We start from the raw sequence: 21,341 nt of genomic DNA on the forward strand, positions 1-21,341 counted from the left end.
AGGCGGAATCATGCGCTTTTCCCACTTCTTCATTGACCGACCCATCTTTGCCTCGGTGGTGTCGGTGGTGGTCATCATCCTCGGCGCGGTCTCCTATCTGCGCCTGCCGGTGGCCCAGTATCCGGACATCGCCCCGCCGGTCATCACGGTGACGGGCCAGTATCCCGGCGCCTCGGCCGAGATCGTCGCGGAGACCGTGGTCGCGCCCATCGAGCAGCAGATCAACGGCGTCGAGAAGATGATCTATCTGTCGTCGAACTCGACGGCGGACGGTCGTTTCTCTATCTCCGTCACCTTCGACATCGGCACCAATCTCGACATCGCCCAGGTGCAGGTGCAGAACCGCGTCGCCATCGCCGCCCCCCGCCTTCCGGCCGAGGTGCAGCAGGTGGGCGTGGTGACGGCGAAGGCCTCGCCCGACCTCCTGCTGGTGGTCAGCCTCTACTCGCCCGATGGCTCGCGCGATCCGCTGTTCATCTCGAACTTCGCCAATATCGAGGTGAAGGACGTGCTGTCGCGCATCGACGGCGTCGGCTCCATCACCGTGTTCGGCTCGCGAGAATATGCGATGCAGATCTGGCTCGATCCGGATCGCCTGTCCGCGCTGAACCTCACCACCACCGACGTGGTGCAGGCGCTGAAGGCGCAGAACGTCCAGGTGGCCTCGGGCATCCTGAACCAGCCGCCAGTGCCCAACCAGCGGGCGTTCCAGATCGCCGTGCGGACCCTCGGCCGACTGACCGATCCGCAGGCGTTCGCCGACATCGTCATCAAGCAGACCGATCAGGCGCTGGTGCGGCTGAAGGATGTGGGCCGGGTCGAGATCGCGGCGCAGGACTATGCGTCCACGTCGTTTCTTGACAAGGACATCTCCATCAACCTGGGCATCTTCCAGCGGCCGGGCTCGAACGCGCTCGCCACCGGCAATGCCGTCGTGGCGGAGATGGCCCGCATCGGCAAGAGCTTCCCGGCGGGGCTCAAGTACGCGATCTATTACAACCCGACCGAGTTCATCCAGCAGTCGGTGGACGCCGTGGTGCACACCATCGGCGAGGCCATCGTGCTGGTGGTGCTGGTGGTGATCCTGTTCCTGCAGACGTGGCGGGCGGCGATCATCCCCATCCTCGCCATCCCGATCTCGCTCATCGGCACCTTCTTCGTCATGGCCCTGTTCGGCTTCTCGCTGAACAACCTGTCCCTGTTCGGACTGGTGCTCGCCATCGGCATCGTGGTCGACGACGCCATCGTCGTGGTGGAGAACGTGGAGCGCAACATCGAGGCGGGGCTCTCCCCGCGCGATGCCGCCTACAAGACCATGGACGAGGTGGGCGGGGCGCTGGTCGCCATCTCCCTCGTGCTGTCGTCGGTGTTCGTGCCGACCGCCTTCATCACTGGCATCTCGGGCGAGTTCTACCGGCAGTTCGCGCTGACCATCGCCGGCTCGACGCTGATCTCGCTGCTCGTGTCGCTGACGCTCTCGCCGGCCATGTGCGCGCTGCTGCTGAAGCCGCACCGCTCCAAGCACGAGAAGCCGGCCTGGTATGCCCGGCCCATCGTCGGCTTCTTCGGCCTGTTCAATCGCGGCTTCGAGAAGGTCGGCAACGGCTATGCCTGGATGACGGCCCGCCTCGTGCGGTTCGTCGCGCTGGTGCTCATCGTCTATGCCGGCATCGTCGGCTTCGGCGGCTGGCTGTTCGCGACCACGCCGCAGGGCTTCATCCCGCAGCAGGACCGCGGCTATCTCATCGTCGTCGCCCAGTTGCCGCCCGGCGCCTCCATGCAGCGCACGGAAGATGTGATGAAGCGCGCCGGCAACCTCGTGCTGGGCACGCCCGGCGTCGGCCACATCGTCAACATCGCCGGCTTCTCCGGCGCCACCTTCACCAATGCGCCCAACGCCGGCGCCATGTTCGTGATCCTCGATCCGTTCACCTCGCGCGCGGGGCACCCCGAGCAGACAGCGGCAGCCATCCAGAAGGTGCTGTTCGGCAAGGTGGCGTCCATCCAGGAAGCGCAGATGATCGTGGTGCAGCCGCCGCCCGTCCAGGGCATCGGCAATGCCGGCGGCTTCCGCATGATGCTGGAGGACCGCTCCGGCGCCGGCCTCCTCGCCTTGCGCAATGCCACCTATGCCATGATGGGCGCGGCGGCGCAGACGCCGGGGCTGATGCAGGTCTACTCTTTGTTCGAGACCTCGACGCCCCAGCTCTTCCTCGACATCGACCGGCAGAAGGCCCAGCTGCTGAAGATCAACATCGCCGACGTGTTCTCGGCGCTGCAGACCTATATCGGCTCGTCTTACGTCAACGACTTCAACCTGTTCGGCCGCACCTTCCGGGTGCAGGTGCAAGCCGATGCGCCGTTCCGGCTCGATCCCAAGGACGTGCTCTCCATCCGGGTGCGCGCCGCCAACGGGGAGACCGTGCCGCTCGGCTCCTTCACCACCGTGCGCGACATTTCCGGCCCCTACCGCGTGCCGCGCTACAATCTCTACCCCACCGCCGAGCTCGACGGCTCTCCGGCCCCCGGCTACTCGCAGGGCCAGGCCATCCAGATCATGCAGGAGCTGGCCGCCAAGGTGCTGCCGCAGGGCTTCTCCTATGAGTGGACGGCGCTTGCGTACCAGCAGCAGCGGGCCGGAAACACGGCCATCTTCGCCTTTGCTCTGGGCGTGGTGTTCGTGTTCCTGGTGCTGGCGGCGCAGTATGAGAGCCTGACACTGCCTCTGGCGGTCATCCTCATCGTGCCCATGTGCCTTGTCGCGGCGCTGATCGGCGTGATCCTGAGGGGGCAGGACAACAACATCCTGACCCAGGTGGGTTTCATCGTGCTCATCGGCCTTGCGGCGAAGAACGCGATCCTCATCGTGGAATTCGCCAAGCAGTTGCAGGATCAGGGGCACGGCCGGCGCGAGGCGGCGGTGGAGGCGGCACGGCTGCGTCTGCGCCCCATCATCATGACCTCGCTCGCCTTCATCCTCGGCGTCGTGCCGCTGGTGTGGGCCACCGGCGCCGGCGCGGAGCTGCGCCAGGCGCTGGGCACGGCGGTGTTCTCGGGCATGATCGGCGTGACGCTGTTCGGCCTCGTCTTCACCCCGGTGTTCTACGTCTTCGCTCAGTGGATCGCGTCCCTCGGCCGCCGCCGCGAGGCGGAAGCGCCGCCGCCGTCCCATCCCGCTCCGGCGGAGTGAGGCAGGACACAAAAGAAAACGGGCGGCCCTGGGCCGCCCGTTTTCGTTTCACCACTGTGGCCGGCTGGATCAGCGCGCCTTGTCGCGGCGTGACTTCAGCCACTTGATGCGGTTGACGATCTGCTGGGGCTGGTAGGGCTTGTCGACCCCCGGCCCGTCTTCGCAGAGATTGGTGGCGTGGGCGGCCGCCATGGCGGTGGAGCCGGCGAGGATCACGTCGATCTTCGGGTGCGCCTCGCGCAGCCACTGGGACAGGCCGAAGCCCTCGCGATCACCGGTGGCGGACGCATCGGCCAGCACCACTTCGACCCGCTCGGCCTCGACTTCCAGGATGATCTCGGCCTCGGCACCCGTCGCGGCTTCCAGCACCTCGTAGCCGCAGGTGCGCAGATACTCCGCGATCACGTGGCGCACGAGAATGTCGGACTCGACCACGAGCACGACGGGCGGGAGTTCGCTCGGACGGTTGTCGTTCATCGGTCGCCTTTCCTCGATCGTGTTTTACGAACCTGCTTTCCCCTGAAGCTGGGCCTGGATGATCTGCAGCACGCTCTCGACCCGGTAGGGCTTGGCGAGGAAGGGCGCGACCACCGCGGCAACGGAACGGTCGAACTGGCCCGAGGTGAGGATCACCGGCAGATGCGGACGCTCGGTCTTGAGCAGCAGGGCGAATTGGTAGCCGTCCAGCGCGCCCTCGGTGTGCACGTCGGAGAACACGACATCCACATGCAGGCCGGCGATGATGGCCTCATGCGCCTCCTCGGCCGAGACGGCCTCGATCACCAGCAATCCGGCGGAACGCAACTCCGAGGCCGTCACCATGCGCACGAGCGCGTCGTCCTCGACCAGCAGCACGGTGAGAGGAACCGGCTCCGCCATCGGCTGGGCTTCCCCAAATGTCATTTTTGTTGCCCATTCCAAGGTGCAGCCTGAAAACGCCGTAGCCGCGCTTCGGTTCCCGAATACGGTCCATCAAAAAAGCCGATCCCGCTCATTTCATCTTCCGATTGGCAGGATGCCCCCTCCGGCGCGACGGTTGCGGCCTCCTTCTCGCAGCAGGACGACCCCCTTGGCCCTGACGATCTTCTTTCTCAACGGACCCAACGCCAACCTCTACGGCCTCGATCCCTCCGGCACGTACGGGCGCGAGAGCTTCCCGGCCATCCGCGAGCGCTGCCTCGCCCATGCCGCCGGGCTTGGCGTGGCGCTGGACTTCCGGCAGTCGAACCACGAGGGCGAGATCGTGGACTGGATCCAGGAGGCCCGGCTGAAGGCGGATGCCATCGTCATCAACGCGGCCGGCCTCACCTACACGTCCATCGCCATCCTCGATGCTTTGCTCGCCTTCGACGGGCCGATCATCGAGACCCACATGAGCAACATCTGGAAGCGCGAACCCTTCCGGCACCACTCCTTCGTGTCGAAGGCCGCCACCGGCGTGGTGGCAGGGCTCGGCGCGCTGGGCTACGAGCTTGCCATCGGCGCCGCGGCGAAGCTCGCCGGCGAGCGCAAGGAGGGTGGCAAGTGACAGCGACTTCGCGCGGGGCGTTGGTGTTCTACAGCGCCTTCGATGATCCCGTGGAATGGAAGGCCGCGCTTCAGGCGGCGGTGCCGGGCCTCGATGTGCGGATCGCAGATGTGGCGACCGGTGCCGTGGACGGCGATTCCGCGGATGTGCGCTACGCCCTCGTCTGGAAGCCGCCGCAGGGGTTCTTCGCGCGCTTTCCCAACCTCGGGCTGGTCATCAATCTCGGCGCGGGCGTGGATGCGCTGGTCGCCCGGGATGATCTTCCCGACGTGCCCATCACCCGCCTCTCCGACCCGAACATGTCGCAGATGATGGCGTCCTTCGTGCTGTTCTGCGTGCTGCGCCATGCCCGCGAGATCCCGACCTTCGAGCGGGCGCAGCGGGAGGGGCGCTGGCATTATGTGCATCCGCGCACGGCGGGGGAGATCCGCGTCGGCGTGCTCGGGCTCGGCGAACTCGGGTCCACGGCCGCGCTGGAGCTGGTGCGGCACGGCTTCGACGTGCGCGGCTGGTCCCGCTCGCCGAAGCAGCTCGAAGGCGTGAAGACCTGCCATGGGGCCGGCGCACTGCCGGGTTTCCTCGCCGAGGCCGACATCCTCGTGGTCATGCTGCCGCTCACCGGCGAGACGCGCCATCTCCTCGACGCCGGGCGCCTCGCTCTGCTGCCGAAGGGGGCGAAGTTCATCAACGTCGCCCGCGGGCCGGTGGTGGATGAGGCGGCGTTGATCGCGGCGCTGCGCTCCGGCGCCATTTCCGAGGCCACGCTCGACGTGTTCGAGGTGGAGCCGCTGCCGGCCGAAAGCCCGCTCTGGGGCATGGAGAATGTGCTGGTGACGCCGCACCTCGCCTCCATCGCCATCCCCGCCAGCGCTTCCGCCCAGATCGCGGAGAACATCCGGCGGGTGGAGGCGGGCGAAGAGGTGCAGAACCGGGTGGACCCGGCGCGGGGCTACTGAGCCCCGTCCCGTCCCGCGAGAATCTCCCGCGCCCGCTCGTGCGGCGCCAGTGACTGCTCGGTCGCGGCGTCACCGAAATCCTCCATTTCGTAGAGCGGGCGGATCTCGATCTCGCTTGGGCCGGGCATGGGGTTGGGGCAGCGCTTCACCCAGGCGACGGCCTCCTCCATGTCCTTGACCTCCCACAGCCAGTAGCCGGCGATCAGCTCCTTGGTCTCGGCGAACGGCCCGTCCATGACGATGCGGGAGGCCCCGTCGAAGCCGATGCGCTTGCCGAGCTTGGAGGGCTTGAGCCCGGCGCCGTCGCGCATGATGCTGGCCTTGGCCAGTTCCTCGTTGAACCGGCCCATGGCCTCCAGCAGGTCCGGGGAGGGCATCAGCCCGGCTTCACTGTCCGCGGTCGCCTTCACGATCACCATCACACGCATGTCACTCTCCCTGGGGCGGATCGGCTCGATGCTGTAAGGACGTCGGACGAACGCCGCCCCCGACACGATGCGGGCAAATTTAGCGGGTGAATTGCACCGGGTCTGGCTGCGGCCAGGCTCCGGCGTGCCGGTTTGGCGTGGCGGGCAGATGCTCAGGGGAATGACATGCGTTTCTGGGGAATCGCGATCGTGGCGGCGGCGGTCATGGCCGCAGGGGCAGCCGAGGCGGGCAAGCAGACCAACACCCAGTTCCGCGCGTTCGGCCAGTGGAAGGTCGAGACCGTGCTGGACGACGGCAAGTTCTTCCTGTGCCGGGGCGTCACCAAGACCAACGGCGGCATCGTCGGTCTGCTCTATTATCCCAACGGCAAGTGGGCCATCGCCTTCCCGGACCTCAGCCTGAAGCCGGGCAGCAAGGTCTCGGGATCGCTGGAGATCGGCAAGGCGTCGCAGCCGGTGGAACTGGTGGCCAGCCAGGCGGGCGTGCGCGAGCGGGTGTTCATCACGGACGACGTGCTCAATGCCCTGCGGCAGGGGGGCCGTGTCTCGCTCAAGATCGCCGGCAAGTCCTTCGACTGGGACATGACCGATGCCGGCCAGGCCATCGGCGCGGTGCAGGATTGCTGGACCGCCGGCAAGAAGATCGGCGGCTGACGGCCTCTAGTCCATATCTGGCGCGATCGAGCCCGGCGCGAACATGCCGCCGGGCGAGAAGGCGTCGGCGAGGAAGCGGGCGAACACCTCCACCGCCGGCCGCATGGGCTGGCGGCGGAGCGACAGCCGCATGACGCGCACCGGCGCCAGCTGCTCCTTCAGCGGCCGCACGGCAACCCGGCTGCCGTCATAGGCCATGGTCGTGCGCGGCGAGGCATTGTGCAGCGTGTACCCGCGCTTCTGGCCGACGAGGCCGCGGATCAGCTCGTAGGAGCGTGAGCGGTAGGCGATGCGCGGGGTGATGCCGCAGGAATCGAACAGCGAGAAGAAATAGTCGCGCGTGTGGGGCAGGTCGTAGAGCAGGAAGGGCTCGTCGGCCACGTCCTTCAGCGAAACCACGGGCTTGCGCGCCAAGGGATGGTCGGCGGCGAGCACGAGCAGCGGCGGCAGGTCGATGAGGAGTTCGCCGGAAAAATCCTCCGGCACCGCATAGCCATAGGACACGGCGATCTCCAGCCGGCCGGAGAGGATGCCGTCGAAGATCTCCTTCTGGTCGCCTTCCTCCAGCTTCACCGTGATGCCCGGCTGCACCTCCGCGAAACGGGCCAGCAGGGCTGGCATGAACCGCGGCGCGATCGTGAGGAAGCAGCCCAGCGAAATCTCGCCCCGCAGCGTATCGCCCAGCGCCTGCGCGCTCTGGGCAAAATCACGCGCGTGGGCAAGGAGATGCCGGGCCTCGTTCACATAACGCTGGCCGGCGGGTGTCAGCGAGATGCCGCGCGCATGATGGCGGATGAAAAGCGGGATGCGCAGCTCCGCCTCGGTCTGGGCGATGGCGGCGGAAATCGACGGCTGGGAGACGTTGAGCTGGCGCGCGGCTTCCGTGACGTTGCCGAGATCCGCGGCGGCCACGACATATTTGAGCGCCCTGAGCGACACGTTCATTTCGCCCGTTCCCCGTAGGCGAGGGCGTGGCAATGGCACGGGCGCGGGGGCGCGCCGGCAGGGTTCGGCTTGGTCACGGGCGGGGCTCCAGTGAGCCGTCAGTGTCGCGCATTGATCTGGATCAGAAAAGCCAATCTTTTCGCCAAAGATAAAATATTTTATCGATCCCGCGGCCTCGCCCACTCTTGCTCCAATCGTGGGCATGACCAATTCGGGAGCAGGCGTGATGATCAGGACCGGTGCCGCGTACAAGGAAGGCCTGCGCGACGGCCGCGAGATCTGGATCGACGGCGAGCGCGTGGCCGACGTCACCACCCATCCCGCATTCAAGCCCATCGTCGACATCAAGGCGCGCATGTACGACCTCCACCACGAGGAGGCGACCGCCCCGGCGCTGACCTATGTGGAGGAGAATGCGGTGCATTCCGTCTTCCACCAGCCTCCGACGGAGACCGCGCACTGGGACGCCAAGCGCAAGGGCGTCGACATCCTGCTGAAGGACGTGGGTGGTGTTGTCACCCGCGTCGGCGACGAGACCATCGGCGAGATGTGGTCGCTGCAGGACGGGCGCGACATGCTGGCGGAGATCGATCCCCGCTTCGCCGCCAACATCGACAACCACATCAAGCGCGTCGTGGAGGAAGACCCCTTCCACGTCTCCGCCAACACCGACCCCAAGGGCGACCGCTCCCGCCACATCTCCGAGCGCGATCCGGACATGATGGTGCATGTCACCAAGGAGACGGACGCGGGCATCATCATCCGCGGCGCCAAGTACGAGACCGCCGCCGCCTATGCGGACCAGGCCTATCTCAAGCCCACCGTGGGCGCCTGGACGGACGAGAAGGAAAGCGACTACGCGCTGGGCTGCATCGTGAAGATGGGCGCGCCGGGCGTGAAGCACATCTGCCGCTCCTCCTTCGCCGGCCGCTCCAACCCGAAGGATTATCCCCTCGCCAACCGCTATGACGAGGTGGATACGCTGGTGGTGTTCGATGACGTGCTGATCCCCTGGGAAGACGTCTTCTTCTATCGCTACACCAAGGCGGCCCAGTTCGTGCGCGGCACGCTGCACCGCTACTCGGCCTATCCTTATGTGCTGCGCCTGCTTTACGTGGCCGACATGATGATCGGCGCGGCCTTGTGGAACGCCAAGCAGACCGGCCTCGACAAGCTTCAGTCGGTGCAGGAGAAGCTGGCGGATCTCGCGGTCTATCGCGAGGGCATCAACGCTCACCTCACCGCTTCCATCGCCCTAGCCGAGAAGAGCCCTGCGGGCCTGCTGATGCCCAACCAGTCCATCCTCTATGCCGGCCGCGTGCTCGCGTGCTCGCAGCTGCCGACCATGATGCACGCCACGCGCGAGCTGATCGGCGGGCAGATCTGCGTGACGCCCAACGTCGCCGCCTTCGAGGCCGAGGGCACCGCCGAGTGGCTGAAGAAGTTCTATACGCTCAACGACAATTGGGAGTCCGAGGACCGGCGCAAGCTGCTTGCCTTCGCCCGCGATCTCGTGTCCTCCGACTATGCCGGCCACCGCCTCGCCTTCGTGCAGTTCGCGCAGGCGCCGCACTTCAACCACCTCGCGGCGGTCTACAAGAGCTTCGATTTCTCCGGACCCCTCGACTTCGTGCGCAAGACCGCGGGCCTTTCGGACAATGTCAAAGGCTCGCTGAAATGAGCGCGGCCGCCGACATCTCCCCCGTGGATGCGGGCCTGTTTCGTGACGCCATGCGGCGCATGGCGTCGGGTGTCGCGGTGATCGCCACCGACGGCCCGGCCGGGCGGGCGGGGCTCACGGTCTCCTCGCTGGCCTCGCTGTGCATGGAGCCGCCTTCGGTCATCCTCTGCATCCACGAGCAGAGCAACGCGCTGAAGGTCATCGAGGCCAACGGCGTGTTCGTCGCCAACGTGCTGGCGCACCATCAGTCGCACGTCTCCGACACCTTCGCCGGGCAGGTGCCGCAGTTTCGCGACGACAAGTTCGCCTGCGCGGACTGGCGGGCGGCGCGGAGCGGCGCGCCGGTGCTCGATGGCGCGCTCATGAGCTTCGACTGCCGGCTCGCCACCCATCACGCCTACGGCACGCACCGCATCGTCGTCGGCGCCGTGACCGCCGTCCATGGTCTCGAGGACGAGGCCGAGCCGCTGCTTTACGCCAACCGCGCCTACCGGCGCCTGACCGCTGCATGAGGCAAAGAACCGTGCCGACCCATACCCGCATCCGCCCCTTCAACACGAAGGAAGCCTATCCCGAGCAGAAGCTCGACAACGACGTGTGCATGGCGGTCCGCGCCGGCAACACCGTCTATCTCCGCGGCCAGACGGCCATGGACCTCGACGGCAACATCGTCGGCGTGGGCGATGCCGCGGCGCAGTCCGAGAATGCCATGGCCTGCGCCAAGGTGCTGCTGGAAGAGGCCGGCGCCAAGCTCGAGGACGTGGTGAAGATCGTCATCTACATCACGGACCGGGCCTATCGCGAGCCGGTCTATCGCGTGGTGGGTCAGTGGCTGAAGGGCGTCTTCCCGGTCTCCACCGGCATCATCGTGCAGGGGCTCGCCAAGCCTGAGTATCTGATGGAAATCGACATCATCGCCGAGATCCCGTCCGAGCGCGCCTGAGGCGTCGCCACGCGTTGCAGCGGCACGCCGCGTCCCGTTTTCCTCGCGCCGCAAATGGCGCGGGGAATATTTGCGTTGTTTCGATAAAATATTGATTTTCAAAATAAAAATCGCCGCGCACAGGCATTTTTTGCTTCCATCGTCATCCGAATTACGTAGATTTACGTATCGGCGACCTTCGCGGTCACACGAAAAGAAACCGCCAGAAGGCGGATCCAGAGGAGAGACGGATGAACGGCAAGATCGTTGCCCTCGGGCTCGCGCTGGCCGCCTTCGCGGCGGGCCCGGCGAGCGCGGCGGAAAAACTGGTGGTGAGCACGTGGGGCGGCAGCTTCCGCGACCTCATCGCCGAGGCCATCGCCTCAAAGTTCACGAAAGATACCGGCGTCGAGGTGGAATACATCACCGGCGGCACCATCGACCGGCTGAACAAGGCGAAGCTCGCCAAGGGCTCGCCAGAGAGCGACATCACCTTCACCACCGCCCATGTGGGCTGGCTCTACGCCAATGACGATCTGTTCGAGACCCTCGACCTCTCGAAGATCCCGAATGCGTCGAAGCTGGTGCCGCAGGCGAAGGTGAGCCCCTATCACATCGGCGCCTGGGCCTATGTCTACACCATCGGCTACCGGCCGGACCTGACCCCGAAGAACATCACCTTCTCCTCCTGGGGAGACCTCTGGAATCCCGAGCTGAAGGGGATGCTGGCGGCGCCTGATTTCGACCCGAGCCACATCATCGCCGTTTCGGCCCTGCTGGCGGGCGGCTCGCCGGCGGACTGGCAGAAGGGTGAGCAGAAGCTCCTGGCGCTGAAGCCCAATTTCAAGGCCTTCTACACCAACGACGCGAACTCCCAGCAGCTCATCGCCACCGGCGAGACGCCAGTGCAGATCATGCTGTCCATGAACGCCTATTACATGATCGCGCAGGGCGTCCCGATCAAGCTCGTCATCCCGAAGGAGGGCGGCGTGCTGGGCATCGACACCATGGCCATCATGAAGGGCTCCAAGAACCGCGAGCTGGCGGAGAAGTTCATCAACACCGCGCTTGATCCCGAGGTGCAGGGCAAGATCGCGGAGCTGAAGAAGGGCTCGCCCACCGTGCTCGGCGCCAAGGTGAGCCCCGAGACCGCGAAGCTTCCCGGCGTCTTCACCACTGCCGAGCAGTGGGACAAGGAGACCATCATCATCGACCACAAGCTCCGCGCGGAGAAGACCGCCGAGTGGCGCAAGTGGTTCTCGGAAAACATGATCGCCAAATGATCGGCGGGTGAGGCGGACAGCCGCTCCCGTTAGACTGCCCTGACCCGGAAGCGGCTCCGTAGCGCGGCGGGCAGGGAAGATGGATCCCCTGTCATCTTCCCTGCCTCCGCCGGGGCTTCCCACAGAACCAAGAGCGAGAGCCGTGAACAAGCGCCCCTTCCTCGCCCTGTTCGTCGCCCCCGCGACGCTGGCGGCCATCGCCTCCGCGGCGGCGCTCGCGGCGATCCTGCAATATGCCTTCCGTGCCTATGTACCGGGCTCGCTCAATCCGGGCGGGCTTACGCTGGACAATTTCTTCGCGCTGCTGCGCCCGCTCTATGCGCAGGTGTTCATCCAGACCGTGTGGATCTGCCTCCTCACCGCGCTCATTACTTTGGTGGTGGCGTATCCGCTCGCCTTCGCGCTGGTGCGGACGCGGAACGTGGCGCTGAAATCCTTCCTGCTCATCACCGCAGTCACGCCCCTCTTCCTTGGCGAGGTGGTGCGCACCTATTCCTGGATCATCGTGCTGGGCAACACCGGCTTCATCAATTCGGTGCTGAAGGGTCTCGGGATCATCGACCGGCCGATACAAATGATGTTCACCACCTTCGGCGTCGTCACCGCCCTCGTTCATGTGACACTGCCGGTGATGGTCATCATGCTCTCGGCCGCGCTCTCGCACATCGACCGCGATTACGAGAAGGCCGCCACCTCCCTCGGCGCGGGGCCGGTGAAGGCCTTTCTCACCGTGACGCTGCCTCTTTCCATGCCCGGCGTGGTGGCGGGCGTCTCGACCGCCTTCGCCTGGACGTTTTCCGCCTTCGCCACGCCGCAGATGATCGGTGGCGGCAAGGTGAGCATGATCTCGACGCTGGTCTACCAGCTCGGCTTCGCCTCCTTCAATTTCCCCTTCGCGGCGGCTCTCTCCGTCACCGGCCTCGCGCTCACCTTCGCGGTGCTCGCCATGGCGAAGCAGGCCATCAAGCCGCTGGAAAAGATCGGAGCCCACTGATGTCCGATCCGCGCAAGCGTCTCATCTCCGCCAAGGCCGGCGAGCGGCTTCTAGCCATCGCCGGCTGGACCGTGGTGTGGCTGGTGGTGGCCTTCATCATCCTGCCGGCGGTGGTGGTGGGCATCTCGGCCTTCAACGATCGCGCCATCCTCTCCTTCCCGCCGCAGGCCTGGTCTACGCGGTGGTTCGCGCGGGCTTTCTCCTATCGGGACTTCTCCGAGGGCTTTCGCAACGGCCTCATCATCACCGCCTTCGCCTCATCCATCGCGCTCGTGGTGGGAGCCGGTTTCGCCTTCGCCCTCGATCGCTACAGCTTCCGGGGCAAGATGGCGCTGGAGGCGGTGCTGACCTCGCCGCTTGTGATCCCGCATTTCACCATCGGCCTCGGTTTCCTCATCCTCGCGGCGCAGATCCACGCCACGCGCACTTTCGCCCTCGTCATCGTCTGCCATGTGGTGCTGGTGCTGCCCTTCGTGATGCGCTCGGTATATGTGTCGCTGCGCAATCTCGACAGCCGGCTGGAACTCGCCGCCGCGAGCCTCGGGGCGCGGCCCGGACGGGCGCTGTTCACCGTGACGCTGCCTCTGCTGATCCCCGGCCTGTTCTCGGGCTGGCTGTTCGCGGCGATCCTCTCCTTCAACGAGTTCACCGCCTCGCTGTTCGTCACCGCCCAGGCGACGCAGACGTTGCCGGTCGCCATGTACAATTACGTCCGCGAGTATGCCGATCCGACGCTCGCGGCGCTGTCCGTCATCTACATCGTGGTCACGGCGCTGCTTCTCACCATCGCCAACGCCTTCCTTGGCCTCGGAAAGGTTCTGAACGTTGAGCATGTCCGCTGAACGCATCGATCCCCGGGAGCCAGTCTCCCCCGCCGTCTCCGCGCCTGTCGCGGACGCTGCCGCGCGCGTCGCCGGCGTCCAGATCGACGGCGTCACCAAGCGCTTCGGCGATGCCACTGCTCTGCACGAGGCGTGGCTGAAGATCGCCGATGGCGAGTTCATGACGCTGCTCGGACCGTCCGGCTGCGGCAAGACCACCCTGCTCAACCTCATCGCCGGGTTTCTCGAGGCGGACGGCGGCGAGATCTTCGTTGGCGGACGGCTGATGACCGAGACCGCGCCCTATGATCGCGAGATCGGCGTCGTCTTCCAGAACTACGCTTTGTTCCCGCACATGAATGTCGCGAAGAACGTGGGCTATGGCCTCCGGATGCGCGGCGTGGCGAAGCGCGAGATCGAGACGCGCGTCGCGGAGGCGCTGGCGCTCGTCAAGCTCGACGGCTTCGGCGAGCGCAAGCCGCGCCAGCTCTCCGGCGGACAGCAGCAGCGCGTGGCGCTGGCCCGCGCGCTGGTGATCCGGCCCAAGGTGCTGCTGCTGGACGAGCCGTTCTCCGCCCTCGACAAGAACTTGCGTGGCGCCATGCAGGTGGAGCTGAAGGAGATCCAGCGCCGGCTCGGCGTCACCACCATCTTCGTCACCCACGACCAGAGCGAGGCGCTGTCCATGTCGGACCGCATCGCGGTCATGTCGCAGGGGCGCATCCGCCAGGTGGGCACGCCGGACGAGATCTATCGCCGGCCGCTGGACCCGTTCGTCGCGTCCTTCGTCGGCGATGTGAACGTGCTGCCGGGCCGGCTGGAGCGGCGCATCGGCGAGACCGCGACCGTGCTGATCGCCGAAGGGCGGCTCAGCGTCAGTGCGGATACGCTGGAAGGGATTGCCCCCGGTGCGGCCGCGGACCTCTACGTGCGGCCCGATGCGGTGCGCATCGCGGAAGGGGAGGGGCTGGTTTCCGGCACGGTGGCGACCCACGTCTATCAAGGCTCGCACGTGGACGTGCTGGTGGATGTCGCTGCCGCGCGCGGTGGCCGCGTCACGGTGCGCGTGCCGGGGCATGACGCCTCCACGCGCTGGCCGGCGGGCACCCGCGTCTCGCTCGATTTTTCGCCCGCCGATGCGGTGGCGTTCGCGTCCGATGTCGCCTGACGCTGCGGCGCGCCGGTTCTGGTCCGGCGCGCCGGGTTCGCCGTCAGAAGGCCGGGGCGGAGGAGGGGTTGCGCGCGCGGCTTTCGAAGGCCGGCTGCTCCAGCGCATAGCGATCCCACAGGCTGCGCAGCGCGCCGATGGGGTCCTCCTGCCAGTCCACGCGCAGGTCCACCACGGGCCAGTCATAGGTGCGTGCCACATGGAGGCCCGCCGCGTGCTCGTCCCCCGTCTCGCCACCGGCGGCCAATCCGGCCTCCAGCCCGCGCACGAGGCGCTCGGCCAGCGGCAACCCCTCGGCCGCGAGGAAGGCATCGCGCATGGCGGCGGGGACGCCGTCGTTCACCAAGAGATTTCCGAGCGCGATGCAGCCGGGGCCTTGCGCCGCCGCGGCGATGGGCAGGGCCTCGGCCCCCGAGTGCCACGCGACCTGCCCGTAGCGGTCGATGACACTGGCCTGCCGGAAGGCAGGCTCCGGCGTGCCGGCGAGCAGCGTGGACAGCACGCCCCCGGCGCCGAGCCCCTGTCGCAGCAGGGCGAGCCCAGCCGGGCCGAGGGCGGGGTCGGTGACGTTCTGCGTGGTGACGAGCCCAAGCGGGCTCACCCACGCGCAGCGGCTGGCGACGCAGATGCTGGACGAGGTGATGGCGATGCCGAAGGCGCCCGTCTCGGGGCAGCGGGCGGCGATGGAATAGGTCATTCCCGTCTCCTTTTCGGTGGTTTTCTAGAGATGATGGCCTGAAGATGCAAGTATCGACGGAAGAAATACTTGAAAAAATCATTTCCGTTCCTTCGGTAACGGATACGGAAAACTCCGAAGTCGTCGCGCGCATCGCCGAAGTCGCCGCGCCGTTCGCCCGCGTGCGCCATCTGCCCAATGCGGCGGGGGACCGCACCGCGCTGCTCCTCTCCATCGGCCCCGAGGCGCGGCCGGGCGTAGTGCTCTCCGCCCATACGGACGTGGTGGCCGTCGAGGGCCAGCCCTGGACCAGCGATCCCTTCGCCTTGACTGCACGGGGAGATCGCCTCTACGGGCGCGGCACCTCGGACATGAAGGGCTTCGTCGCCTGCGTGCTCGCCGCGCTGCCCGCCTTCGCCGCCGCTGCGCTGGAGACGCCGGTGCATGTGGCGCTGTCCTATGACGAGGAGATCGGCTGCAAGGGCGCGGGCGATCTGGTGGCGCTGCTGGCCGCCCTTCCGGCGCCGCCGCTCCTGTGCATCGTCGGCGAGCCGACAGGCATGAAGGTGAAGCGTGCCCACAAGGGCAAGACGGGCTGGCGTATCACCGCCACCGGCCGCACGGGGCATTCCGCCCTGCCGCACCGCGCGGCCAATGCGGTGACCGCACTCGCCCGTCTCGCCGCCCGCCTCGCCGACCTTGCCGATGAGCTGCGCCACGGCGCACGGGACCAGGCTTTCGATCCGCCCTATGCGACGCTGCACATCGGCTCGCTGCATGGCGGCGGGGCGCTGAACGTGGTGCCGGACAAGGCGGTGATGGAATTCGAGCTGCGCGGCATCCCGGGTGCCGACACCCCTGCCATCCTGCGCCGCATCGAGGCGCTGGTGGCGGAGGCACGCGCCGCCCTCAAGGCCGAGGCGGAGGAGGCGGAGCTGGCGGTGGAGGAGCTCTCCTCCTATCCTGCCCTCGCCACTGCGGCCGGCAGTGCGGAGGCCGCCGCGGTGGCGCGCCTGTGCGGCGACAATGGTCCGCCCGGCACCATCGCCTTCGGCACCGAGGCGGGGCTCTATTCCGAAGCCGGTATTCCCACCCTCGTCTGCGGCCCCGGCGACATCGCCCGGGCCCACAAGGCCGACGAGTGGGTGGCGCGGGATGAGCTGGCCCAATGCGACGCCATGCTGGCTCGCCTCGCCGAACTGCTGCGCCGCCCCGCCGCCGACTGGATCACCCGCTGAAAGGAGCCATGATGACCGAGCAGAAGCCGCTGACCCGCCCCGCCGCGAAGCTCACCCATGCGGGCGCTTTGGTCGCGCTCGCCGCCGCCGTGGCGCGGGCGGAGGAGATGGGCGTGCCGCAGAACATCACCATCGTGGATGACGGGGGCAACCTCCTCGCCTTCGTGCGCATGGACGGGGCGAAGCTGCTGTCGCGCGAGACCTCCCTCTCCAAGGCCATCAGCGCGGCCTCCCACCGCCAGCCCACGAGCCGGCTCGATCCGGCGCTGGAGCTGAAGCTCGCCATCGCCTCCGGTGGCCGGCTCACCAATCTGGAAGGCGGCTTCCCCATCATCATCGACGGCGTGTGCGTCGGCGGCATCGGTGTGGGGTCCGGCAAGGGCAGCGAGGACGTGGAGGTGGCCAAGGCGGCGCTTGCGGCCCTCGGCGCCCAGATCTGAGGCGGCGAAAGTCTCGGCCGGTGCCGGCTTGTTTGCCGGCACCGTTGCGGATGCGGCCGCCAGCGCCCTTGCCTATCGGCTGAAGCTGCGGCACAGGTTGCGCGCCATCAACGGGGACTGCCCATGTCGACCACCGTGTCTCCCCTCGCGCCGAAGTCCGTGCCCGAGCTCAAGCCTGTGCCGGGCGTCACCTTCACCACGGTGGCGGCGGGCATCCGATACAAGGGCCGTACCGACGTTCTGGCCATGGCGTTCGAGCCGGGCACGACGGTGGCCGGCGTCACCACACGCTCGCTCTGCCCCTCCGCCCCGGTGGAATGGTGCCGCGAGCTGCTGAAGAAGGGCAAGGCGCGGGCGCTGGTGGTGAATTCCGGCAACGCCAACGCCTTCACCGGCATGAAGGGCCGGGAGGCGACCAGCCTGACCGCCGACCTCGCCGCCCAGGCGTTCGACTGCAAACCCACGGAAGTGTTCCTCGCCTCCACCGGCGTCATCGGCGAGCCGCTGGACGCCACCAAGTTCGAAGCGGCGCTCACCGAGGCCGCCGGTCAATTGGTGGATTGGCCGTGGCTTGATGCCGCGCGCGCCATCATGACCACCGACACCTTCCCCAAGCTCGCCACCGCCACCGTGCTGCTGGGCGACGTACCGGTGACCATCAACGGCATCGCCAAGGGCGCGGGCATGATCGCGCCCGACATGGCGACCATGCTCTCCTTCGTCTTCACCGATGCGCCGATCGCCTCCGACGTGCTGCAGAAGCTGCTCTCCAAGGGCGTGAAGACCACCTTCAACGCCGTCACCATCGACGGCGACACCTCCACCTCCGACACGCTCCTCCTGTTCGCCACCGGCGCCGCCAAGGAGCGTGGCGCGAAGACGGTGAAGAACATCGACGATCCCGCGCTGAAGGCGTTCAAGCGCGCGCTCACCGAGCTGCTCGCCGACCTCGCCGAACAGGTGGCCCGCGACGGCGAGGGCGCCCGCAAGCTGGTGCGCATCACCGTGACGGGCGCGGTCTCCAACAAGTCGGCCCGGCGCATCGCCATGTCGATCGCCAATTCGCCGCTGGTGAAGACGGCGGTGGCCGGCGAGGACGCCAACTGGGGCCGTGTGGTGATGGCCGTGGGCAAGGCCGGCGAGCCCGCCGACCGCGACCTCCTCTCCATCTCCTTCGGCGACATCCGCGTCGCCCACGAGGGCGCCCGCGATCCCGACTATGACGAGGCCGAGGTCTCGGCCTACATGAAGAACGACGTGATCGACCTCACCGTCGACCTCGGCCTCGGCCGCGGCACAGACCGGGTGCTCACCTGCGACCTCACCAAGGAATACGTGGCGATCAACGGGGATTATCGCTCGTGAGGGCGGCTGCCCTCGCGATGGTTCTGGCCGCTCTCGGCGCTGGGGAGGCGATGGCCGAACCGCCTGCGCGGGAGCCGGTGCTGATCGAAGTGAACGGGGCCGCCGTCGTTTCCGTCGCGCCGGACGAGGCGACGGTTGTGGTTACTGTCTCCGGCACGGAAGAGACGTCAGCGGTGGCGACGGAGCGCAACGCCCATGACGTTGCGCGGGTCGGTGCGTTCCTGAAGGGCCTAGGGGTGGCGGACAAGGATATTCAGTCCGAGGCCGTCCGCGTCACGCCGAGGAGGGGACCGACCACTTATCCGCTTCCCGGCGACGTGCGGACCGAGCAGGGCACGCCGTCTCCCACTGTGACCGGCTTTCTTGCGACGACCAGAATCGAGGTCCGCTTCACCGATCTCGCCAAGGCGGCCCAGTTCGCGGAACAGGCCCGCGCCAACGGCGCGAGTGCGGTCAATCCCATACAGTATCGCGTGCTCGATCCCGCCGCCGGCGCCGAACTGGCCCGCCGCGCCGCCCTCGACGCTGCCCGGCGGAAGGCCGAGGGGCTGGCGGCCATGGCGGGCCTGAAGCTTGGCCGCATGGTTCGCATTTCCATTCCCAGCCGCGACCTGTTTGCGCTGCTCGCGGGCTCGAGCAGCGCCATCGCCAGCGGCCCCCAGTCCGACGACGTTGTTCGCATCCGGACCGAAATGCCCCCGGGCATCAAGCCCGTGGATGTCCGCGCTTCTCTCGATGTCTCGTGGAATGCCGAATGACCACCCCCCTGAAGATCACCCTCGTCGCCGCCTGCGCCCTCATTGACGGCGACGGCCGCGTGCTGGTGGCGCAGCGGCCGGAGGGCAAGGCGCTGGCGGGGCTCTGGGAGTTTCCCGGCGGCAAGGTCGAGCCCGGCGAGCGGCCGGAGCAGACGCTCATCCGCGAGCTCGATGAGGAATTGGGCATCACGGTGAAGGAGGCGTGCCTCGCGCCTCTCACTTTCGCCAGCTATCCCTACGAGACCTTCCACCTCCTGATGCCGCTCTGGATCTGCCGCCGCTGGGAGGGCGTGATCCAGAAGAAGGAACATCAGGCGCTGCAATGGCTCCGGCCCGGTCGGCTGCGCGACATTCCCATGCCGCCGGCCGACGAGCCGCTCATTCCCGCGCTGATCGACCTCCTCGGGCCCTGAGCGCCCCATGTCCTCCGGTGTGACGTCTTCCGGCATGATGTCTTCCGCTACGGCGACCCGCATCGGCTTCCTCGCCATCCTGCTGTGGGCGACGCTCGCCTTCTTCACGGCGGCGACGGGGAAGGTGCCGCCCTTCCTGCTGACAGCGCTCACCTTCGGCATCGGCGGTGCGGTGGGGCTGGGGGCGGCGCTGGCCGGGCCGGGGCTCGGTGTGCTGAAGCAGCGGCCGCTCGCCTATCTGCATGGCGTGGGCGGGCTGTTCGGCTACCACTTCCTCTATTTCACCGCCCTGAAGCTGGCCCCGGCGGCAGAGGCGGGGCTGATCGCCTATCTCTGGCCGCTGCTGATCGTGCTGCTCTCCGCCTTCCTGCCCGGCGGCGGGCTGCGGCGGGTGCATGTGGTCGGCGCGCTGATGGGCTTTGCCGGCACCGTGGTGCTGCTCGCCGGCAAGGGCGGCTTCTCCGGTATCGAGATGCGCTTTCTGCCCGGCTATCTCGCGGCGTTCGCCTGTGCCTTCATCTGGTCGTCCTATTCGGTGGCCTCCCGCCATTTCGCCGATGTGCCGACGCAGGCGGTGGCCGGCTTCTGCCTCGCCACGGCGGTGCTCGCCGGCCTCTGCCACCTCGCGTGGGAGGAGACCGTGTGGCCCGCCTCGACCGGGGAGTGGACGGCGGTGGTGCTGCTCGGCATCGGGCCGGTGGGGCTCGCCTTCTACACCTGGGACATCGGCATGAAGCGCGGCGACGTGCGCCTTCTGGGCGTCGCTTCCTATGCGGCGCCGGTGCTCTCTACGCTGCTGCTGGTTGCGACCGGCTTCTCGGCGCCGTCCCTCTCGCTGGCGGTGGCCTGCGCGCTCATCGTCGGCGGAGCCTTTGTCGCCACACGGCGTTGACCGCGCGAACCTGAACGGAGACCCGCCATGACCCATCCCGCGCTGTCCTCCGGCGCCGTCGCCGTCATCACCGGCGGCGCGTCCGGCATCGGCCTCGCCGCCGCGGAAAAGCTCGCCGCCCGCGGGCTGAAGGTGGCCATCGCCGATCTGCCGGGCGAAAAGCTCGATGCGGCTGCCGCGCAGGTGGCGTCCGTGGCGATGGGCGGGGCCGCCGATGTGCTCGCCGTCGCTACCGATGTCAGTCGGCCCGAGGATCTGGAGCGGCTGGAGGAGATCGTCGCCGGGCGCTTCGGCGGCACGGACCTCCTCATGAACAATGCCGGCGTGCAGCCGGGCGGCGCCATTTTCGGCCCCTTCGCCAATTGGGAAAAGGTGCTGGGCGTCAACCTCATGGGCATCATCCACGGCTGCCGCGCGTTCGGGCCGAAGATGATCGCGCGGGGCCGGCCGGGGCTGATCGTCAACACCGGCTCCAAGCAGGGCATCACCACCCCGCCGGGCGATCCCGCCTACAACGTGTCCAAGGCCGGCGTGAAGGCCTTCACCGAGGCGCTGGAGCACGAACTGCGCAACACGCCGGACTGCCGGATCTCGGCGCGGCTGTTCATTCCGGGCTTCGTCTTCACCCCGCTGGCGGCAGGCGGGCGGACCGAGAAGCCGGCAGGCGCCTGGACCGCTCAGCAGACCGTGGACTTCCTGCTGGAGAAGCTGGAGGCCGGCGATTTCTACATCCTCTGCCCGGACAATGACGTACCCCGCGCGCTCGACGAGAAGCGCATCGCCTGGGCGGCCGGCGACATCATCGAGAACCGCCCGCCGCTGTCGCGCTGGCACAAGGATTATGCGGCGGCCTTCGCGGCCTTCGTGAAAGGGGCCTGAATACCGCAGGCCGGCGTGTTCCTCCTTGCCATCGGCCCTTTGAGGCCCTAGCACTCCGCGCCGAGCCGCCGCCCTCAGGGCGACCCAAAAACGGCGCGATGCCGCAGCGT

23 protein-coding genes are annotated in these 21,341 nt (G+C 67.6%); 18 read left to right on the top strand and 5 right to left on the bottom strand.

Annotated features, from left to right (window positions below; genetic code table 11):
• Positions 1 to 10: 10 nt before the first annotated feature.
• Complete coding sequence (locus A37E_RS0112555) at positions 11 to 3,190, top strand: multidrug efflux RND transporter permease subunit (protein WP_024277302.1); 3,180 nt, start codon at positions 11 to 13, stop codon at positions 3,188 to 3,190.
• A 69-nt stretch (positions 3,191 to 3,259) separates the two neighbouring features.
• Here A37E_RS0112555 and A37E_RS0112560 read toward each other — a convergent pair whose 3' ends face one another.
• Together A37E_RS0112560 and A37E_RS0112565 are read right to left on the bottom strand one after the other, a co-directional pair.
• Positions 3,260 to 3,667 (bottom strand): response regulator, encoded by a 408-nt coding sequence (locus A37E_RS0112560; protein WP_029556907.1) that lies wholly within the window; start codon positions 3,665 to 3,667, stop codon positions 3,260 to 3,262.
• Positions 3,668 to 3,691: 24 nt separating this feature from the next.
• Positions 3,692 to 4,069 (bottom strand): response regulator, encoded by a 378-nt coding sequence (locus A37E_RS0112565; protein WP_029556908.1) that lies wholly within the window; start codon positions 4,067 to 4,069, stop codon positions 3,692 to 3,694.
• Positions 4,070 to 4,259: 190 nt separating this feature from the next.
• Between A37E_RS0112565 and A37E_RS0112570 the strand changes: the two genes are divergently transcribed.
• Positions 4,260 to 4,718, top strand: a complete 459-nt coding sequence (locus A37E_RS0112570; RefSeq protein ID WP_029556909.1) for a type II 3-dehydroquinate dehydratase — start codon at positions 4,260 to 4,262, stop codon at positions 4,716 to 4,718.
• Positions 4,715 to 5,674, top strand: a complete 960-nt coding sequence (locus A37E_RS0112575; protein ID WP_156026302.1) for a glyoxylate/hydroxypyruvate reductase A — start codon at positions 4,715 to 4,717, stop codon at positions 5,672 to 5,674. Before A37E_RS0112570 ends, A37E_RS0112575 begins: the two co-directional genes overlap by 4 nt.
• On the opposite strand, the gene A37E_RS0112580 is transcribed toward A37E_RS0112575, so the two are convergent.
• Positions 5,668 to 6,102 (bottom strand): YciI family protein, encoded by a 435-nt coding sequence (locus A37E_RS0112580; protein ID WP_029556911.1) that lies wholly within the window; start codon positions 6,100 to 6,102, stop codon positions 5,668 to 5,670. The two genes, A37E_RS0112575 and A37E_RS0112580, sit on opposite strands and share 7 nt — an antisense overlap.
• Before the next feature lie 165 nt (positions 6,103 to 6,267).
• On the opposite strand from A37E_RS0112580, the gene A37E_RS0112585 reads away from it, so the two are divergent.
• Positions 6,268 to 6,756 (top strand): hypothetical protein, encoded by a 489-nt coding sequence (locus tag A37E_RS0112585; protein WP_024277308.1) that lies wholly within the window; start codon positions 6,268 to 6,270, stop codon positions 6,754 to 6,756.
• A gap of 6 nt (positions 6,757 to 6,762) precedes the next feature.
• Here the strand turns inward: A37E_RS0112585 and A37E_RS0112590 are convergent, their stop codons facing one another.
• The gene (locus tag A37E_RS0112590) at positions 6,763 to 7,701 is read right to left on the bottom strand and encodes a LysR family transcriptional regulator (RefSeq protein WP_029556912.1); all 939 of its coding nucleotides are present in this window, start codon (positions 7,699 to 7,701) and stop codon (positions 6,763 to 6,765) included.
• Between the two features lie 226 nt (positions 7,702 to 7,927).
• Here A37E_RS0112590 and A37E_RS0112595 point away from each other — a divergent pair, with 226 nt between their 5' ends.
• The 7 genes from A37E_RS0112595 to A37E_RS0112625 all read left to right on the top strand — a co-directional run bounded on the left by A37E_RS0112595 (position 7,928) and on the right by A37E_RS0112625 (position 14,570).
• Positions 7,928 to 9,382 carry a 4-hydroxyphenylacetate 3-hydroxylase family protein gene (locus A37E_RS0112595; RefSeq protein ID WP_029556913.1) on the top strand — a complete coding sequence of 485 codons (1,455 nt, stop codon included), beginning with the start codon at positions 7,928 to 7,930 and terminating at the stop codon, positions 9,380 to 9,382.
• Positions 9,379 to 9,894 (top strand): flavin reductase family protein, encoded by a 516-nt coding sequence (locus A37E_RS0112600; RefSeq protein WP_029556914.1) that lies wholly within the window; start codon positions 9,379 to 9,381, stop codon positions 9,892 to 9,894. The genes A37E_RS0112595 and A37E_RS0112600 overlap by 4 nt, the downstream gene beginning before the upstream one ends.
• A gap of 11 nt (positions 9,895 to 9,905) precedes the next feature.
• Entirely contained in the window at positions 9,906 to 10,325 is a 420-nt protein-coding gene (locus A37E_RS0112605; protein ID WP_029556915.1) for a RidA family protein, read from the top strand.
• 230 nt (positions 10,326 to 10,555) lie between these two features.
• On the top strand, positions 10,556 to 11,587 hold the full coding sequence (locus A37E_RS0112610; RefSeq protein ID WP_029556916.1) for an ABC transporter substrate-binding protein: 1,032 nt from the start codon (positions 10,556 to 10,558) through the stop codon (positions 11,585 to 11,587).
• Between the two features lie 142 nt (positions 11,588 to 11,729).
• Positions 11,730 to 12,581 carry an ABC transporter permease gene (locus tag A37E_RS0112615; protein ID WP_029556917.1) on the top strand — a complete coding sequence of 284 codons (852 nt, stop codon included), beginning with the start codon at positions 11,730 to 11,732 and terminating at the stop codon, positions 12,579 to 12,581.
• Positions 12,581 to 13,423: an ABC transporter permease gene (locus A37E_RS0112620; protein ID WP_051678982.1), complete on the top strand. Its 843-nt coding sequence runs from the start codon at positions 12,581 to 12,583 to the stop codon at positions 13,421 to 13,423. The genes A37E_RS0112615 and A37E_RS0112620 overlap by 1 nt, the downstream gene beginning before the upstream one ends.
• Positions 13,413 to 14,570, top strand: a complete 1,158-nt coding sequence (locus tag A37E_RS0112625) for an ABC transporter ATP-binding protein (RefSeq protein WP_029556919.1) — start codon at positions 13,413 to 13,415, stop codon at positions 14,568 to 14,570. The genes A37E_RS0112620 and A37E_RS0112625 overlap by 11 nt, the downstream gene beginning before the upstream one ends.
• A 43-nt stretch (positions 14,571 to 14,613) precedes the next feature.
• On the opposite strand, the gene A37E_RS0112630 is transcribed toward A37E_RS0112625, so the two are convergent.
• Positions 14,614 to 15,267: a DUF1028 domain-containing protein gene (locus A37E_RS0112630; protein ID WP_029556920.1), complete on the bottom strand. Its 654-nt coding sequence runs from the start codon at positions 15,265 to 15,267 to the stop codon at positions 14,614 to 14,616.
• Positions 15,268 to 15,311: 44 nt separating this feature from the next.
• On the opposite strand from A37E_RS0112630, the gene argE reads away from it, so the two are divergent.
• The 7 genes from argE (at position 15,312) to A37E_RS0112665 (ending at position 21,231) form a co-directional block, all read left to right on the top strand.
• The gene (gene argE / locus A37E_RS0112635; RefSeq protein WP_029556921.1) at positions 15,312 to 16,484 is read left to right on the top strand and encodes an acetylornithine deacetylase; all 1,173 of its coding nucleotides are present in this window, start codon (positions 15,312 to 15,314) and stop codon (positions 16,482 to 16,484) included.
• An 8-nt stretch (positions 16,485 to 16,492) separates the two neighbouring features.
• Positions 16,493 to 16,924: a heme-binding protein gene (locus A37E_RS0112640; RefSeq protein WP_029556922.1), complete on the top strand. Its 432-nt coding sequence runs from the start codon at positions 16,493 to 16,495 to the stop codon at positions 16,922 to 16,924.
• Positions 16,925 to 17,047: 123 nt separating this feature from the next.
• Positions 17,048 to 18,289, top strand: a complete 1,242-nt coding sequence (gene argJ / locus A37E_RS0112645; protein WP_029556923.1) for a bifunctional glutamate N-acetyltransferase/amino-acid acetyltransferase ArgJ — start codon at positions 17,048 to 17,050, stop codon at positions 18,287 to 18,289.
• 77 nt (positions 18,290 to 18,366) lie between these two features.
• Positions 18,367 to 19,047: an SIMPL domain-containing protein gene (locus tag A37E_RS0112650; RefSeq protein ID WP_197022969.1), complete on the top strand. Its 681-nt coding sequence runs from the start codon at positions 18,367 to 18,369 to the stop codon at positions 19,045 to 19,047.
• A complete protein-coding gene (locus tag A37E_RS0112655; RefSeq protein ID WP_029556925.1) occupies positions 19,044 to 19,460 on the top strand; it encodes a (deoxy)nucleoside triphosphate pyrophosphohydrolase in 417 nt (138 codons plus the stop codon). The genes A37E_RS0112650 and A37E_RS0112655 overlap by 4 nt, the downstream gene beginning before the upstream one ends.
• 37 nt (positions 19,461 to 19,497) lie before the next feature.
• Entirely contained in the window at positions 19,498 to 20,352 is an 855-nt protein-coding gene (locus A37E_RS0112660; protein ID WP_029556926.1) for an EamA family transporter, read from the top strand.
• 27 nt (positions 20,353 to 20,379) lie between these two features.
• Complete coding sequence (locus A37E_RS0112665; RefSeq protein ID WP_029556927.1) at positions 20,380 to 21,231, top strand: SDR family NAD(P)-dependent oxidoreductase; 852 nt, start codon at positions 20,380 to 20,382, stop codon at positions 21,229 to 21,231.
• Positions 21,232 to 21,341 lie beyond the last annotated feature (110 nt).

This window comes from Xanthobacter sp. 91 (assembly GCF_000702385.1).
Taxonomy (GTDB): domain Bacteria; phylum Pseudomonadota; class Alphaproteobacteria; order Rhizobiales; family Xanthobacteraceae; genus Xanthobacter; species Xanthobacter aminoxidans.